An 18804-nucleotide genomic window follows, 5' to 3' on the forward strand; every position below is an offset into this window, starting at 1 on the left:
ATTAATTACTTAACTAAAATCATCTTTTTAGTTGATGATATTGGGCCTTGTGTTAACCTGTAAAAATAGAGCCCTGAGCTATAATTAGTAGCATTCCAGCTAGCTGTATACTGCCCGGAACCTAATTTTTTATTAATCAAAGTAGCGACTTTCTGTCCTACTATATTGAAAACCTCTAAAACGACCCTTTCATTTTTTGTTACTGAAAATGTAATTTTAGTAGATGGGTTAAATGGATTTGGATAATTTTGACCCAATGTAAAATGAATCGGCCGTTTATCGGAAATGTCCTCATCGATTGCAGTAACCAAACCAAACCAGTTAAGATCTCCAACTGGCAAACCATCACTGCCACCGGTATAGGCCGCAGATGATGTAGAATAAGATGCATCCAAAGTATCGCGGTAATATGTAATTACCCGGCGGTCCATATCATCCGTTGCACTGTTATAGTTATCTGTGTCTTTGGATTTGTTTCCACCATTTGGATCTTCATACCAGCGCATAAAATCGGTCATCATTGCAGGTATTTCTACAAGGTCCATGTCTATCTTGGTGAAGGCCGTAGCTGCACCTGAACCTAATTTGCCACTAATGTGGTCTGAAAGCTGGGCGGCAGGACCAAAACTGAAATCATCTAAAAATGTCTGGCCGGCTGCGCTAATCGCAAAATAGTTATTGCTGATATCCCAACTGGTTACATCATTTGGGGAGCTAAAAATCCAGCTGATCTTATTGTTGCCATTTTCATATACTTCACCTGTGTTGGCCCATTCGGCTGCACGCGATGCATCTGTTGAATCTTCTCCCAAACCAAACCCATCAACAAATAAATTATTGGTAATGGTCATTTCGGCACCAACGCTACCCAATGAAAACAATCCGTGATAGCCCATACCGTTTATGATTGTATTATGATTAATACGTCCGGAGTGGATTAAACCGGTTCCGGCGGTTGGGTCACCAAAGTTATAATGGCGGATTACCCTGTCCTGATAATTTACAAATGTGTTGTTTTCTACTATCAAATTAACACATTCTTTATCACGTAAGTCCAGGCCTTTCCCTGCGCCTAAATTTGAGGTAGTTAAAGAACCAAGGTTGGAAAAAATACAATTTGTTACACTTACTGTAATTGTGTTCTGGTTTGTTCGAAGGATCTGACCATTGATATTTGAAAATATACAACCATCGAAAAAGAATGACGAACCGGCTAAATCATTTCTAAACAAGCCGCCCTGAATATTATCTAAGTTTGCTGCAATCGGCTCATAATAGCCTGCAACAGCAATTTCGGTCAATTCAAGATTGCCGCCTTGCGCGCGGATAAAATATCCTGGCGGGCGTTCCGGGTTGTCTCCTTCACCTGTTTGCCAAAGATAGATAATCGGTAATGGACCATCGCCTGATGCTGCACGCAAACGGAGGGTTTCACCGGGCTGGGCCATCCTTAGTGTAGCATTTACAAGATAGAAACCGTCTCTGTCCAGTTCGTATACACGGTTGGGCAGTAAACCGCCGGTAGCCGTGGTATCCGCTATTATCTGGGCATTTACAAATGTGTTGGCATTGCCATCATACTGCACAAGCTTTAATACATCTTCCTGTGCAAACATAAACACAGGTATTAAACACAGTAGCAATACAGCACTCCTAATTTTACCATATAGCATAATAATCTCCTCTTATTAATTGTTAGAAATTTTTATTCTTTAGCGATTAGTTAGGTCTAGGCACCTCCTTAATATTTTTACTCTATTGGTGATAATTGCATGCACTTATTTTTGTTGTTTTTATTCATTTAAAATGTCCCCAAAATGCCAAAATCAATCGTTGCGCCATATCTTTCACTTCTGTTAAACCTTCTGATGTTTTCATTAAAATTAAAACTACCTTCTTCAGCATCTGTGAGGTTGTTAACATTTAGAAATAGCGCAAAATTATCTGTAACCTGTTGTTTTAAGGCGAGGTCAATACGTGTAAATGATTTTCGTATACTATAACTTCTTGCGGAATACGATTGGTTATACTCAGCTTGATAGAAGACAGACAACCTGCCTGAAAAACCACCTAAGTCATACCCTAAAGAAATATTACCAAAGAATTCTGGTTGCCCTTCAAGCTTATTTTTTCTTTCAACTAATGAATTAAAAAAGTCCCAGGCGCCAATACCGGGAGGAAACCCTGGAGGATTTGGATCCCAAATAGAGTCTTTTTTGGCTGCAAATGCATATGTTTCGGAACGCACGATGGAAGCGTTGTATGACAGTACTATGTTTTTTAAGTAACCGGGGAGAAAATGGAAATTGATTTGATGTTCAAACTCTAATCCCCATACTTTGGTTGGCTTTTTGGAATTATATGGTACTGAAAGCAGATATGATGTTTCATTAAAGTCATCAAATTGTTTATCCCAACCTATACCAAACTCCTGGCGTAACGAATCGCCTCTGGCACCTCTTGTTCCAAAACGATTTAACATATGAAACATGTTATCGATTTCTTTATAAAAAACCGATACTGACATCAACCCTACATTATTACCATAAAAAGATGTATTGAATTCAAAATTCCAAGCTGAAGCAGTTTTTAAACTAGGATTACCAACTTCTGCAACAAAGTCGGATCCAAGTATAGCGCCTCTTCCACCGATATACCTATCAACACGCATATTAAAATCGGGCCGGGCTAATGCTTTATATGCGGCCAAACGGATTTTCAAATAATCGGTTGCATTATAGGCTAAATGAAAATTAGGAAGGAATACAGTCTGCTGTGCTGTTGAAGTAGTATCAAACAATAAACTATCAGCTAGTGGAAAACCTCCTGCTTTACCTTTCATATAAAATGCTTTATAGTCATTATATTCATGCTCAGTGCGCAGGCCACTAATAAAAGTTAAATCCTGCCCAAGCTTTAATGTATTCATTATATAAAAAGCACTTACATGTTCAGAAATGTCATAATCACTTGAGCGATAAAGTGGGTTATCCCATACTTCCAGTTGAAGCTTTTCAGGGTTTGTTCCACCAGCTGGATCTACACCATTTTTATTTAACCTGTGCCATTGTTTTAATCTTTCTTTTATTATAAGTGGTGACAGGTTATATGAACCGTAAATGTCCCTTATTTTTGCATCAGAAAAAAAATGATCCAGAGATATACTGCTTCCACCACCCGCATTGTACCATTCCTCAAAATAACTACCTTCATAATCTTTTGGGATATTTAGGGTGTCGCCATCAACATATCTCAGCTGATTTGTTTTCCACTTTCCTTCTAAATGATAAGGCGTAAAATCCTCTGCTGTTTTATTGGTACGGCCTTTAACTTTATATTTTGCACCAATTTTAATTTCACCAGAGAGATTGTTTAACAAATTGTAATTTCGTTTAACATTGAAATATGCCGTGCGCTCCTTTTCATAATTATCCTGATCTCGGAAACTTCCCCAGGCCAGATCTGCTGTCGCAAAATCATTTCTTGCAAAAGGAATTAATGCATCAGGAATATCTTTGTAGTCCCTACTTGATATTGAGGGAAGCTCCGTAAGAGGATTACCCTCTTCAAACGTTAATTGATAATCAAAAGGGAACTCCGACTTTGACTCAGCGAATGACAACCCCCAATTTATATCGTGTCCAAACAAATGATTTTCACCACGAATAGAGCTGTTAATTGTATTAATATTTTGAACTCGTTGACGAAAATTATAAGATGCATCAGAGCCATCCAGTGGGTAATCTCTAAAATGCCATAAATAGTTTCTATTTGTTGCCCCATACACATTGTTAATTTTTATGGTTCCATCATCCGGCGTATTTATATCAAATAAAACACTAAACCCATTCCGCTTGCGAACTTCATTTGTAAACTCAACCTCAAAATTTTCAACTCTATAGTCTGGAATCGATGACTCATATCTATCATCAAGGTGGATTTCTTCATTACTTCTAATTTTCTTTTCTAAGTTTCCAGCCATTTGCACACCTAAAATATCATCAAAAAACCGCTCTCCATAGTGCACTGAGAGATCATATTGACTTGTTGATTCCATTAAATCGTTGTAATTACCTTTGAAGTTTGTCCTAACCTCGCGAATCTTTGGGGCTTTTTTAGAGATCATATCAATGGATCCGGCCAAGGCATCACCATCTTTATCCGGCGTAACCGCCTTTGCCAACTCAATCCCTGCCAATGAACTTTGAGAAATCATGCTTAAATCTACACCCCGTCCATTCTGATCGGTTGCCGGCACTCTTACACCATCTATAGTTATTGCGGTAAATTTGTCTTTCATCCCCCGCAGCACAACCTTGTTAGCCTCTCCACCGGCACGTATTAAAGATACTCCAGGCAAACGACCAATAGCTTCTGCAGCATTTGCATCGGGTAATTCTTTAATTTTTTCTTCAGAGACAATATTCACAATTGTACTGGAATTAATCTGTTGATTTATAGCAGCAATCTGTCCTTCGGCCTGGGCGGTGATAGAAATGACTTCGCCCTCTATAACATCCGGAGCAACCTCAAAATTTATTGTAAGGTTCTCATCCTCGTTAATTTCTATTGCCATTTGTTTTGGCTTGTAACCGATGTAAGCTACTTCAAGAATGTAAGAGCCTTCAGGTATGCTTGTAACTCTGTAATAACCATCTATATCTGTTGCTGACCCATAAGATGTTTCATGGATAAAAATATTTGCCCCCGCAAGTGGTTCACTGGAAAGCGAATCGGAAATTATTCCTTTTATACTTCCCTGACTAAATGCAGCCACAGAAAAAACCAAGACAAGTAAACTACTTTTCATAAGATTTTTTAAATTCAACATAATCTTAAATTCCTCAAAACTGATTATACGAAATGTTTTAGTTTGGAGAGCATGCCACAACGTGACGATACAATCATAATGGAGACTGGCTGAAAATAAAAGATAATTGATGTGAAAAACTGTGAATAACATTACTTAACATTGTAATTTTCCTATCCATCAAACTCTCGCAACTAATTAAATATCAAATATTTACATTAAATTTGTTTTTTCGATTGTCTTCAAAACTGTGAATTAATGATTTTCACATTTTAACCTCCAATATTTTTTAATGCACTATTATAAGAGAAGAATCCATTCTGCAAAACTCAGAATTCATAATAATTATGAACAATTAGTGAGGTGAAAACCTCATCTTAAAATGTAAGATGAATCCGGTGGGTTGCCCAACTTTTTGCATGCATCTTTAAGCCGGACTTTCACAATATGTGGATAGTTGGATTTTCATTTCCATATCTCTTACTAAACCACCGATTAGAACCAATCAAAAAAACTAAATCTGGAATGGCGGATAAAACCGAAAATCCGTTTTATCTGTTTTATATAACCACAAAAGGTCTATGAGGGGTGAAAATTTAATCAAACACAAAAGCTTGTTAGCTGCCTACTTATTGCTGTTGCTAATGGCCTGGTTTCAACTTTGCTATTTGCAACCCAGCCATTATAAAAGGTCCAACGCCTTTCAGGTCATTTACGGCAATAGGTTCATTTATATAATATTCAAAAGAACCATCACGGTATGGATCGCCACCAAGACCAGCAACGCTACATACTTGTGTTAAGTTTACCTGATCATTTTTATCTGTTTTTATCAAATGATCTAAAATACCGGCATATCCTTTTTCTGCAATCGCCGCAAAAGAAGAGTCTATTAAATTATTATTTACTGCTTTTGCAATTGCATAAACAAACATTGATGATGCGGAAGCTTCAAGGTAATTTCCTTTTTCATCAGGCATATCTACAACCTGATACCATAATCCAGTTTGTTTATCCTGGTATTTAACAATTGCCGCATACAAATCATTTAGTATAAATAATACTTTTTCCCTTTTTGGATGATTTGTTGGCAAATAATCCAATACATCAACTAACGCCATTGCATACCATCCCATCGCTCTGCCCCAAAAATTTGGAGAACACCCGGTTTCCGGATTTGCCCATTCTTGTTTATTACTTTCATCCCAGGCATGATAACGCAATTTTGTTTTGGGGTCACGCGTGCGAACATCAATTAACAGAATTTGGTTCACAACATCGTCAAACCCTTGCGCTTGATTAAATATCTGGGAATATTCTGCATAAAAAGGTGATCCCATATAAATTCCATCGAGCCACATTTGCCATGGATATCTTTTTTTATGCCAGAAACCTCCCGCTTTTGTCCTTGGATGTTTTTCCAGTTGTTCCCGGAGGATATCTGCAGCTTTTTTATAAACTTCATCGTTCGTAGCCTTATACAAGCTTAACAATACTTTACCGGAGTTAATTTTATCAATATTAAAATCCTCCATGTTATAAGCTTTGATTGTGCCGTCTTCTTCCAAAAAGGAATCGATCACTCTTTTTGTATAATCAAAATACTTTGGCTCTTTTGTTTCGGCCCAAACATCGATGAGTGATTTTAGAAACAGGCCTGTTTGGTAATTCCATTTCGCATTCGGATCTGATTTTCCATAGTCCAAAAAATCGGCCCGACGATTCATTTCAGAGTCAGCCATTTTTATATGCACCGGGATTTCATTTTTTACCGATTGATTTGATGTTGCTTTAGCTTTTTCTTCTGAACAACTTATTATACCTATTAAAATTGAAAATGATAATATTAGTTTGGATTTTATCTTATAATTTAAAGTCATCATGCTTCCTAACTTTTATAATTTTTTAAGTATTTTGATGTTTAATAATACAAAACCTAATTAGCAAAATAATCGTTAAAGAATAAGTGAAAAACTGTTAAAAACTGTGAAAGTTCTTTTTATGTATCAAAAAAATGACTATAATTAATACCTCTCACATGGAACAGAAATAGAATTGAAACAGCGTTCAGAAATCTTCTTGATTAATAAACAAAATTTATTAAAATAACTTATTCCTATAAAAACAATACTTAATATCTATGATTAATGAATCTACCCGGCAAAAACTAATTGAAAAAATATTAAATAGTCAGGAATTTGCAAGCTCTTCAATTTATGGGAACTACCTTAGCTATCTAATTAAATCTTCAATCGAAAATAAAAGCCTTAAAGAAACAACTATTGCAATTGAGTTTTTTGAAAAAGACTCAAAATTTAATCCCGCCGAAGATACAATTGTCAGGTCACACACTTACAAGCTTCGAAAAAAACTTGAACGTTACTACTTTACTGAAGGTAAAGACGAAAAATATAGAATTAGAATACCAAAGGGTCATTACCGCGTCAACATTGTTCAAGTTTCAGATAAACTCTATCAGCCAACTAATATTTTAAAATGGATTACGAAACAATATCAACTAGCAATCATATTTTTTCTTATCATAGCACTTTTTCTATTCTGGTTTTCAAACCAATCGTTGCAAAATCAGTTAGGCAATTACCAGATAATTGATAAGGATAATTTTATATGGAAAGAGTATTTGCAATCAGAATTACCTGTTTTAATTGTACCCGGCGATCATTTTATGTTTAATGCCTACATCAAAAAATATAACAGAAATATGGCGATTCGGGATTTCAAGACAAACTCACTAAAAGAAATGGAGGCGCTAAAAATAAAGACCTCTGATCCTTCAATAACCCCGGAACCCGAGTCTTATTTCCCTTATCACAGTATTTGGAGTTTACCCTCCTTATTCTCAATACTTTATTCCGTTAATCAAAATCCCATTTTAAGAAGTTCTTCCAGCATAAACCCACAAATGTTAGATGAATATAATATCATTTTTGTTGGAAGTATTAAAACATTATATACACTTAAACATACTATCGAGAAATCTCATTTTAAATTTGGGATCTCCCCACACAAAGTAACATTTACACCTCCTGATAGTGGTGATGTATTGGAATTTTCGACACCTACTCATTCCACAGGTCCAAATGAAGATTTGGTTTTAGTTTTAAAGCTACCCGGGCCAAAAGATAATTCAATTATGATTATCGCTTCATATCATTCTTTAGGTGCGCCTGAAATAGTTAATTATTTTACAAAAAAAGAAACTCATTCCGAGCTTAAAGACATTTTTAATGAACGTATTGGTCGGACACCTCAATATTTCGAGATTTTATTTAAAGTGGTCGGGATTGATAAGACTGCTTATTCCAGAGATATACTTGTATTAAATGAGATTAAAGAGAATTAATATTTTGAATGTTTTAAAATTGGTTTTTATAAATTTCTAAGATTATTTCTGTAGCATTTTTAGCTGACTCACCTGTAATAAAGGGATCCCTGTTTTCCTCAACAGCATTTATAAAATCTTTGATTATTAACTCATGGTTCGTAGTATCATCCACAAATGGACTTGAAGATCCACTATGCGTATTTGTTCCAGACTGGCTTGAAGGATTTGCCAACCCATCTATTTCCCATTGCGTAATAATGTCATTCTCAATTATAAAATAACCTTTATCAGAATAAACTTCCATTTTTGCCGGGAACCCTGGTTTTGTAGCCGTTGATGCTGTAATTGTTCCTATTAGTCCCGAGTCATGAACGCAAATTGCTGTTCCATGGTCCTCAACTTCTATATTATGAACAAATGTATTTAGCTTGCTTACAAGTTTTGCCGGTTTACCAAAAAACCAATAATATAAGTCAATATAATGCGAAGCTTGCTGAATAAATGGACCTCCTCCATCAATTTTGTAAGTTCCACGATAAGCCGATGAATTATAGTAATCATCATCTCGATAGTTTTTAACAGCCAAATCAACTGAGAATATCTTACCAATTTTGCCTGAGCTTAGTAGTTGTTTTACCAGGGGATTATCTGAACTCAATCTTCTTTGATAGGCAACGCCTAGCTTAACTCCATTCTGCTTGCATGCAGAGATCATCTTATCAATAGAGTCAATTGAAATATCAATCGGTTTTTCACATAATACATGTTTTTTTAGCTTGGCAGATTGAATTGCATCAACATGATGAAGTCCATTTGGGCTGCATACTATTACAGTGTCAAATTCACGATCTACATCTTTTAGTGTTTTAAAGGTATCAATATTATTAAAAGTTGAGTTACTGCCCAGAGTATTCGAAACTACTCCAACGATAGCTGTATCATCAATATTCTTAATTGCAGAAATATATGTTTTTGCAATATTTCCAGTGCCTATCAGGACAAATTTCATTGTGTATCTTTCATAAATTTATGTATCAACTTAATAGATATTATCTGGCCATCCAACCACCATCAACAAGAAGAATATGGCCATTTACATAATCTGAGGCTTTTGATGCGAGATACACAACTGTGCCCTTCAAGTCATCAGGAACTCCCCACTTACCGGCAGGGATGCGCTCATTTATCTGACGATTTCTTTCCGGGTTCTCCCTTAAAGCCGCAGTATTGTCTGTGGCAAAATATCCGGGAGCAATTGCGTTAACCTGGATATTATGTTTTGCCCATTCATTGGCCAAAGCTTTGGTTAATTGCATTACACCACCCTTACTTGCCGCATAAGCCGGTACAGTAATTCCGCCCTGAAAGCTGAGAAGGGATGCTATATTAATAATTTTTCCTGACGATTGTTTTATCATTTCTGCACCAACTTCGCGCGATAATCTGAATAATGAATTTAAATTGGTATCCAGAACTGTGAGCCAATCTTCATCAGAATATTTCTCCGCAGGAGACCTTCGGATTGTTCCGGCATTATTTACGAGAATATCAATTTTGCCAAATTTAGCAAGAGTGTTTTCAATTGCCTTCTTCGTATTTTCTTTATCAGTAACATCGCAAGTCATACCTATACATTGCTGCCCTGTCTGCTCAACCAGTTTTATAGTTTCTAAAAGATTGTCCTTGTTCGTACTTAATGCAATTATTGTTGCACCGGCCTCTGCTAAACCAACGGCCATACCTTGGCCAAGGCCTCTGCTTGCACCAGTAACAATTGCTACCTTGCCTTCTAATTTAAAACTCTCAAGAATCATTTTTTTCTCCGCTATTTGTTACAAAATCTCAGATAGTGGTACACCATCCATGTCAGTAAATTCTTGGTTTTCACCACCCATGCCCCAAACAAATGCATAATTTTTCGTTCCTGCGCCAGCATGGATCGACCAACTTGGCGAAATAACAGCTTGACGGTTTCGCATAACAAGATGTTTGGTTTTATCCGGTTCACCCATAAAATGGAAAACCGCGTTGTTTTCATCTATACCAAAATACATATAAATCTCTGATCGGCGCATATGAGTGTGTGCAGGCATCGTATTCCAAATACTACCTTCCGCCAACTGGGTAAATCCCATAACTAATTGGCAACTTTTTGCACCTTCCAAATGAATATACTGATAAATCGTTCGCTCATTGGCCTCTTCTTTGCTTCCCAAATCCACTTTTCTTGCTTGGCCAAATGGGATTAATTGTGTTGGGTGGACCTGGTGGGCAGGATAGCTTTGGATATAAAAATATGCTGGTTCCTCAGAGTCTTCACTACTAAAAAGTATCTCTCTGCTCTCTTTACCTATATAAAGTACATCACGGTTCTCCAGTTCAAATTTCTTACCATCAACTGTGATTGACCCTTTATTGCCAACGTTTATAACACCCACTTCTCTACGTTCCGTAAAATAATCAGCGGCCATTTGTTTTTTTGTTGCCTCTAACTTTAAATCACCTTTAACAGGAACGGCAGATCCAATAATTGCCCTGTCAATATCAACATATAATAATGTTATAATATTATTTTCAAACAGATTTTGCACCAAATATGAGTCGCGTAATTCTTTTGTATCCATTCTTTGATAACGGATATTATCAGCTACATATCGTACATCCATTTATAAATCTCCTTTTAATTTTATTTTCTTCCATTTCAGATTTGCTGGGCCATGACAAATCAGCTGGTTTTATTCAGCAAATAGCAGGCATTTTTTATTTAACATTCAAATAGGTTTTTATTACAAGATATTTTAGTACACCATCACCGATATTGCGGATTCCATGCGGCACACCTGTCGGACAGTAAAAACTGGAATTTGGTCCACCTGTCTTTTTTTCATCTCCCAGTATAAACTCTGCTTTTCCTTCAACAACATAAAAAATTTCATCTTCCTGGTGCGCATGTGGCGGATGTGTAGCTTTTTTGGCTTCGACATTACTCATTTTTAATGTAAAACCGTCTGCAAATTTTTTATCTACAAACCAGAATTGCCAACCTACTTTTGTTGAATCCACTTCGTCTGGATTAAAGTAAGTGACACAATTATCAATTGTATATTTTACTTGTTCATTTTCTGATTTATCTTGACCACATATAACTCCACATGTAATAAAAAATATTACCAGAAACAACTTCATTATTTTTAAAAGAAACATTGTTTTCCCCTATTAATTAAATCGGACTGAAATTGGATTATTAAGTGTTTTTAATATGTCGTCCAAATAGCCAATAAAGGTCTCTTTGTTTTTTATTCCACTAGGCTCAAGCTCCCATGCTGCTAAATAGTAATAAGTAATAAACCCCTGAGAAGGTTTTAACACAACAACATTGCTATGTTTGTCTTCGGTTAAAGTTTCCAGCTCGCTTGCTTTATAAATAACCGCCATTCCGAGATTATCATTATTAAGCGATTGTTTGCCATATGTAGCCAAATATTGCCATTCACTTTTAGCATTGTTTGATTTTATCACTTCTGCAGAGTCATGCTTAACAATACCTGTGCATAAATTAGAAGGATTTTTCCGCACTTTGAGATCACACTTTGTCAGGCGAGATCCTGCATTTATAGTGACAGACGATGAAAGATTAAATGATTGATTATCTATTTGCCAACCAAAATAGTTTGTTTTAATTGAAGATTGAATTACCCCGTTAGTTTCAATTGAACAGGAAATGCTATCGGTTTTTTCTACCCGTTGAGCACTGTCGGCAATCCACATACCAATTGACCCAATTCCCAAAGAGCTGCCAACCTTCAATATATCCATTCCCCAATCGGCCATTTCATGGTAGGAATCAAATCCATCTTTTCCAACATTCTGTAGCACCATTTCTGGAGTTTTTTTACCATAAATATCAACCGCATTGCGCCAATCCATATAAAACCTATAACCTACTTTATCAGACTCCCAACCGGGTCCTTCATAACGCAAATACCAGGAATGATCTGTATGTTCCGGAGGCAAATTTAAAAAACTAACATTCTTGAATTCTCCGCCTTCATATTCACGCTTTACCCATTTACCACCTGTTTTGTGCGACAGTTCGGCTTGGGTTCGTTTTGGATATTCCCTTGTTTTTTTGCCTTCTTTGGCATAAATGATTTTTATTGTTTTTTCTCCCCTTGACTTCAGGGTACACAAAAAAGCAACTTCCTCGAAATTACCATCACTATCTAAATCAATTGCCTGGCTTGCTAATTCGTTTTGACCATCGATAACAACAAAAGCATTTGCATTAAAATGCTCCGCTAAACTTTTTATTTTAATTGAAATTAATTCATCCGTACGATCAATATCAGAGTCATTACTTATTGAAACAGAAATAGTATTTGGGTACTCTTTTTGCAAAGGGTGGTTTTGCCGGCAACTTGTTATAAAAGCGATAAATAACAATATTAAAATATATTTCATAATTACCTCACTAAGTCTATTTAACATGTATCATTTTCTTCGTTTCAAAATAACCCTGGCTTTCTATCCTGTAAAAGTACACACCCGATGGATAGTGCTCTGCATTAAATTTTACATTGTGGATGCCTCTCCCCATCCAGGTATTTATCAACGTTTCAATCCGCCTCCCGGAAACATCAAAAATTGAAAAATTAACCATTCCGGCAGAAACCAACGAAAACCGGATAGTTGTGCCAGGGTTAAACGGATTTGGATAATTCTGTGACAAATAAAAACTGCCCGGGGTACCTTTATTTTCAATCGATGTTGTATAATCACTTTCGAAAGCCCCAAGGTCAGGTGCTAATCCTTTAAAGGAATATCCCAAATCTACACCACTATCTATTAAATCGCTGCCTTGTGCCAGATGTAATAATTCGATTTCGGGTAAGCTCCCATCTGCCATACGCGGTGCAGGAGCATACGATATATCCAGATTTAAAAAATCATTAGAGGTTGCATCAAATGGAGAGAGCCAACTATTGGTTTCCTGAATAGCAAAGCTGCCAAACTGAGCATTTCCTCTTAAAGATATACAATTTTTTACAATTAAATATTGTCCCGAATTTAAGACTCGTTGCACTCTGTAATTTGCAGTAAGATTGTTATAACCCGTGCAATTAATCAGGGTTATTGATCCAACATCATTGTTTTGATCAAATCCCTTATTCTTATTGTTAAAGGCGATACAATTTATCAACTTCATATGATGCATTAATTGTTCACTATTGCTGTTATCACCACCGCCAAATTTGAATCCATTACCATTTGCCTTCGATCCAGGGTTCTCCCCATTTTCGAGATATCCATTGCCCCAGGTCCAGCAATTTTCTAAAGTTGTCGATACATCATTCGCTCCACGTAAGTATCCATCCCAGCCATCATCACAATTACCCCAGGCACGGCAGCCATAGAAATAATTCCCCGTTCCCACCGATAACTTTGGAGCAAATCCATCAGCATCGCCATAGTCCGGTGGATCAGCATTATAATAAGAATCGCAATTAATGATTTGATTAAACGATGATCCATTATTGAGTTGCAAACCCGTATCCTTATTTCTATAAAACTGACACTGTTCAATTATATTATTTGAACCAGAATCGATACTCATTCCATTGTCTGCTGCCTTTGTGATATGCAAACCTTTAATATGCCAGTAATTGGATTCTAATTTTATCCCTTTGTCGCCGGAAGGTAACCCCGAAAAATCCAATACGGGAACCTCATCATTAAAAGCTGTTAGAGTGATTAGTTCATCCTTTTGTCCACTTACGGAGTTATTAATTATTATTGTTGTTGAAATATTATAAACACCACCACGGACATAAATCGTATCTCCAGGTGAAACCTCAGAAATAGCTTTTGGAAATGAAGCATAGGGTTGCTCATTCGTTCCGTTATTACCATCATCACCATCAGTAGCAATATATATCTGACCAAAAATATTATTAATAAAACTTAATATAAATAGTGCTGAAAATACTAATTTTTTCATTTTAATACCTTTTAATGATCGTAGAACGGTCTTTCGCATTTTTTAAAAATAATAGCTCGCTAAGTTTGATTTTTACAATTCAAATCCAATACAAATTTCCTAACCTCATTAAATCCGCACTGCGTCAAAACTCAAAATATTATTTACATGTTTAGAAACATAAACTGCTATATGCGAAAAATTTGGCTACAAAATAAGTGAACAACTGTGAATAACTGTGAAACCGGTAAACCTTTTCATGTACTAAAATCATTGTAGGAGTCATTTTAAAAGAGAGAAAAAATATTCCCCCTATATCCAAAATTCTACCCTGTAAAGGTGACATTAATGCACCCCACAATAACCAATACTGGTTTTAGTGTTCAAATTTTAGGTCTGTTTGTAAAACAATCCAGTCTTTTAGGCTTAATTTGTAAGAAATTTTGAATTATTAAAACTATTCCTTTTAAATTAATATTTATTGTTTACCCAAGGATATTTTATGCAGAAATGGAAATTTTCCGGCATTATTGCAGCCGCGATGATTGTATTAACAATACTTATTTATGTTGCCTTTTTTTACAATGAAAAACAAAACAATTCTAATTCCGATATAATAGAATATATTGGCCGGGATAGATGTCAAAGTTGTCATCAACAAGAGTACAAAGCCTGGCTTGGATCTCATCATGACAAAGCAATGGACATTGCAACTGATTCTACTGTTTTGGGTGACTTTGATGATGCCGAGTTTGAGTTCAATGGAGTAACAAGCAAGTTTTTCAGAAAAGGTAAAAAGTTTTTTGTAAGGACAAATGGCCCCGGTGGAAAAATTGATGATTTTGAAATTACACACACATTCGGATTCACACCACTTCAGCAATATTTAATTCCTTTTGAAAAAGGCAGATATCAATGCCTTCCTATTGCCTGGGATTCTGAGAAGAATAAATGGTTTTCTTTGATAGAAGCAGCCTATGGCGAAAATATTCCCGAACCATCGGATTGGTTGTACTGGACCAATAATGCCCAGAACTGGAATGGAATGTGTGCAGAATGCCATTCAACAAACCTGCAGAAGAATTATAATCCAGAGACAAAAGAATACAATACAACATATTCAGAGATAGATGTCAGCTGTGAGGCTTGCCATGGCCCTGGCTTAAAACATGAAGAGTGGGCAAATTTGTTGGAAACGGAGCGATCTTCAACAACCAATTACGATTTAATTGTAAAAACCAGCAATATTACCAATAGAGAGTATGTTGATCTTTGTGGGTATTGCCATTCCAGACGTTCATCATTAGGGCCGTTGGATTTCTCCAAGGGGCATTTTATGAACATAGCTACACCTCAGGTTCTTGATGAAAACTACTATCCCGATGGACAAGTTTTAGAAGAAGATTATGTGTACGGTTCTTTTGCTCATAGTAAAATGTATGCAAACAATATCAAATGTAACAATTGTCATAACGTGCATAGCGGCAAACTATTGTTTGAGGGGAATGACCTCTGCGCTCAATGCCATCAGCCAAAAGTTTATGATGATTTCTCTCATCATTTTCATAAGAAAAAAGGAGAATCAGGCTATCCTTTAGTTATTAAAGACCATACATACGATATTGGTGAGGGAGCACTTTGCGTTAATTGCCATATGCCGGGCGCATATTACATGGGTAATGATTTTAGAAACGATCATAGTCTCAGAGTGCCAAGGCCCGATTTAACAATTGCAATTGAAGTTCCCAATGCATGTAATCAATGCCACGAAAACCAATCAGCAAAATGGGCTGATAATTACATCAACCAGTGGTATGGGCAAAAAAGGAAACCACACTTTGGAACAATTTTTAAATTAGGAAGAGAGGCTAACCAACAAGCACTTTCAGAAATTATTCAAATTGCAAAAAATGGAATGTACCTGCCAATTGTTCGCGCCACTGCAATATCACTTTTGGCAAATTATAGAAATCAAGAAAGCTTTGATGCTATTACCTGGGCATTAAATGAAACCGAACCACTAATCAGGTTAAATGCTGTGCGTTCATATAGCCATCAAGATTATGAGGATTTACTAAAAAACATTTTACCTTTACTAAATGATCCTATAAAATCCATCCGGATTGAAGCTGGTTTTAAACTTTCATCATTACCAATGGAAAGAATTCCTGCAGAAAAGAAAAACTTACTACAAAATGTGATTGAAGAATTTACTATTGCGATGAACTATTCAGCAGATTTTGCAAGCTCGCAGCACAACCTGGGTATATTAAATAATAATTTAGAGAAATATGATTTAGCGGTAAAACATTATTATGAAGCAATAAAAATTGATAGTTTATTTTATCCGGCAAAAGCTAATTTATCTGTTGTGTTAAACAAGCTTGGAAGAAATGATGAGGCAGAAACAGTTCTGCGTGACTTGATTTTAACTCAACCTGATTTTCCTGATGCCTACTACTCCTTAGGTTTACTATTAGCTGAAAAAGAAAAATATGAAGAATCAGTATCTTATCTACAAAAAGCATCTGAGTTAATGCCGGAACGGCCAAGGATATTTTATAACTTAGGGTTGATGCTGCAATTTTTAAATAGACATAATGAGGCAGAAAAAGCATTGCTAACTGCACTAAATATTGAGCCAATGAATTTAGATTATTTATACACTTTAGCTGATCATTATATAAAAAGAGATAAATTTAAAGAAGCCAAAATAATTGCTGAGAAGATTAATACAAATTTTCCTGCCAGCGGTGTTGGCCAGCAAATTTTAAATTATATAAAAGACAAACCAAGATAGTTCATATAAAACAGCAAGTCTAATTCTTAAAGCCCACAAGCCGTTCCCTTATACGTTCAATATTGGAAACATATTCCGGATTGGTCGTTGTCTTTTTCAATCTTTGAAACGTGTTTTCTGCATTTTTAAAATCTTTAACAAAGTAATAACTTCTGCATAAATTAAAAATAATTTGCTCATCATTTGAATCCAGTTTCAGGGCTTCTGTTAAATGCCTTATTGCCTGATTAAACTGTTTTTGCATAATTGCAATTTGACCAATCCACTTTAAAGCATATAACCCTCTCTTATAACGTAAAGATTCTTTTAAAATGGAACGTGCTTCCAGAAACTCCTTTTGTTTAAGTTTAATTGTTGCGGCTTTATTGTAAAAAGAAATTTCATTTGGGATTGTATTGATTAATGCCTGGTACTCTTTAAAAGCTTTATTCAATTTCCCTTGCTCTTCATATTTTGAGGCTAACTGCAAATGCGCAGTTTGAAGGTTAAAATCTGGATTGGTTAGAACGTTAAATGCTAATTGCTCGATTTCATTTTCTGGTTTATAATTATCAAAAAATGTGTTTAATAAATCACCTTTCTTAAAAGGCCAACCTGCTTTAAGACTTTTTACCGACAAATTACCATAAACACTGTCTAACTCTGAGATACCCCAGTTTTTAATTTTTAGGCTAATATCTTCTATAGAAAAATTTGATTTGAACATGGTACTCAAAAATGCATTCGAAATTATAAAATACCCTTTAATATTTGGATGTAAATGTTCCAGGAATAAATTATGTCCCATTAATCCATTGGGGCTATTGGCTTCAAATACTTTTTGCATTGGTACAACTGGAACCTGGAATTCATTGCCCAATTTGTTAATGATTAAATTTAATTTCGTATGCGCCCTAAAACGCAAAACATCTTTATCTTTGGCAAGAATATAACTTTCCCTGGCTTTGGCCCATTCTTCTTTTGTTTCAAATTGAACCGCTTTCGCATAAAAATCATCTGCGGATGGGCTTTCCGAATCGAGTGAAATAAATGGAGCCTGACCTTTTAAATTACTTACTACCTCACTTAAAATGATATCAACATTGGCTTTTTGGGCTTTAACAATTATTTCCTTAAGGTTTTCTTCAAATTGCTTATTACCTAGATCGAACAGCTCACTTCCCTCCGGAATTACCTGTTCTGCAACTATGCGTGACATTAAAGTTTCATTTGGATCTTTTTGTGTGCTGCCAGTAAATAGTTTTAAAAATGCATTTTTAGTTTTTGTTATTATGTCCTTTAAAAAATCGAAAGTTTGAAAATTTCTAAAACTAAGGTATGCACTTACGATCCACCTTTTATTTCCTATTGACTCGTTGGAGCCAACACCAAGAGCACCATAATATTCATTATGGCCGGCATAGATTAGGATTTGATCCGGATCGTGTTCAAGTATCTCATCCATGAAATCTAACAAGGTGATGCTATTTATTGCAGACATTGCCAGGTTTATAACTTCTACCTTTTTATCAGTTAACCTTTTTTGCAGGTCCTTTTCAAGTATCCTGGAAAACATCATATTGTTTCCGTAAGGGAAGCCTGCCGCACTGGATCCACCTAGCACAAAAACACGATATCCATTTTTTGGCTTTTGCTTTAGAAATACATCAAATGAAGGCGTTGGAACTGTTGTTTGATTTACAAAGTAGCGTTTGGCAACATCGGGGTTTATACGATAATATTTGTTATTACTTTCGGGAGTATTTATAAACAAGTCTTTATTGCCACTATAGTCCAATAGTGACAATATTATTTCTAACAGAATAAAAAAAAGGATTGGGAGTAGAAGTGTAATTAAAAAAAAAGTTCTTTGTTTTTTCTGTTTCTGGTTT

Annotated in this window: 12 protein-coding genes; 2 read left to right on the forward strand and 10 right to left on the reverse strand. The window is 35.7% G+C overall.

The features are described from left to right. Nucleotides 1-5: 5 nt before the first annotated feature. The 3 genes from HND50_05055 to HND50_05065 all read right to left on the reverse strand — a co-directional run bounded on the left by HND50_05055 (nucleotide 6) and on the right by HND50_05065 (nucleotide 6690). Complete coding sequence (locus HND50_05055) at nucleotides 6-1673, reverse strand: T9SS type A sorting domain-containing protein (protein ID NOG44575.1); 1668 nt, start codon at nucleotides 1671-1673, stop codon at nucleotides 6-8. Nucleotides 1674-1801: 128 nt separating this feature from the next. After that, a complete protein-coding gene (locus HND50_05060; protein ID NOG44576.1) occupies nucleotides 1802-4831 on the reverse strand; it encodes a TonB-dependent receptor in 3030 nt (1009 codons plus the stop codon). Nucleotides 4832-5451: 620 nt separating this feature from the next. Continuing rightward, complete coding sequence (locus HND50_05065; GenBank protein ID NOG44577.1) at nucleotides 5452-6690, reverse strand: glycoside hydrolase family 88 protein; 1239 nt, start codon at nucleotides 6688-6690, stop codon at nucleotides 5452-5454. 260 nt (nucleotides 6691-6950) lie between these two features. On the opposite strand from HND50_05065, the gene HND50_05070 reads away from it, so the two are divergent. Next, nucleotides 6951-8174, forward strand: coding sequence for a hypothetical protein (locus HND50_05070; protein ID NOG44578.1), 1224 nt, complete (start codon nucleotides 6951-6953; stop codon nucleotides 8172-8174). Nucleotides 8175-8187: 13 nt separating this feature from the next. Here the strand turns inward: HND50_05070 and HND50_05075 are convergent, their stop codons facing one another. The 6 genes from HND50_05075 to HND50_05100 form a co-directional block, all read right to left on the reverse strand. Next, nucleotides 8188-9165, reverse strand: coding sequence for a Gfo/Idh/MocA family oxidoreductase (locus tag HND50_05075; GenBank protein ID NOG44579.1), 978 nt, complete (start codon nucleotides 9163-9165; stop codon nucleotides 8188-8190). A 40-nt stretch (nucleotides 9166-9205) separates the two neighbouring features. Continuing rightward, nucleotides 9206-9967: a 2-dehydro-3-deoxy-D-gluconate 5-dehydrogenase KduD gene (kduD, locus tag HND50_05080; protein ID NOG44580.1), complete on the reverse strand. Its 762-nt coding sequence runs from the start codon at nucleotides 9965-9967 to the stop codon at nucleotides 9206-9208. Between the two features lie 21 nt (nucleotides 9968-9988). Beyond that, nucleotides 9989-10822, reverse strand: a complete 834-nt coding sequence (gene kduI, locus HND50_05085; GenBank protein NOG44581.1) for a 5-dehydro-4-deoxy-D-glucuronate isomerase — start codon at nucleotides 10820-10822, stop codon at nucleotides 9989-9991. A gap of 94 nt (nucleotides 10823-10916) precedes the next feature. Further along, nucleotides 10917-11342, reverse strand: a complete 426-nt coding sequence (locus tag HND50_05090; GenBank protein ID NOG44582.1) for a cupin domain-containing protein — start codon at nucleotides 11340-11342, stop codon at nucleotides 10917-10919. Nucleotides 11343-11372: 30 nt separating this feature from the next. Next, a complete protein-coding gene (locus HND50_05095) occupies nucleotides 11373-12617 on the reverse strand; it encodes a DUF4861 domain-containing protein (GenBank protein ID NOG44583.1) in 1245 nt (414 codons plus the stop codon). Nucleotides 12618-12633: 16 nt separating this feature from the next. Continuing rightward, entirely contained in the window at nucleotides 12634-14154 is a 1521-nt protein-coding gene (locus HND50_05100; protein NOG44584.1) for a T9SS type A sorting domain-containing protein, read from the reverse strand. Nucleotides 14155-14635: 481 nt separating this feature from the next. Here HND50_05100 and HND50_05105 point away from each other — a divergent pair, with 481 nt between their 5' ends. Beyond that, nucleotides 14636-16933, forward strand: coding sequence for a tetratricopeptide repeat protein (locus HND50_05105; GenBank protein NOG44585.1), 2298 nt, complete (start codon nucleotides 14636-14638; stop codon nucleotides 16931-16933). 19 nt (nucleotides 16934-16952) lie between these two features. Here HND50_05105 and HND50_05110 read toward each other — a convergent pair whose 3' ends face one another. After that, nucleotides 16953-18719 carry a tetratricopeptide repeat protein gene (locus HND50_05110; protein ID NOG44586.1) on the reverse strand — a complete coding sequence of 589 codons (1767 nt, stop codon included), beginning with the start codon at nucleotides 18717-18719 and terminating at the stop codon, nucleotides 16953-16955. Nucleotides 18720-18804 lie beyond the last annotated feature (85 nt).

Source organism: Calditrichota bacterium (assembly GCA_013112635.1).
GTDB lineage: Bacteria > Calditrichota > Calditrichia > Calditrichales > J004 > JABFGF01.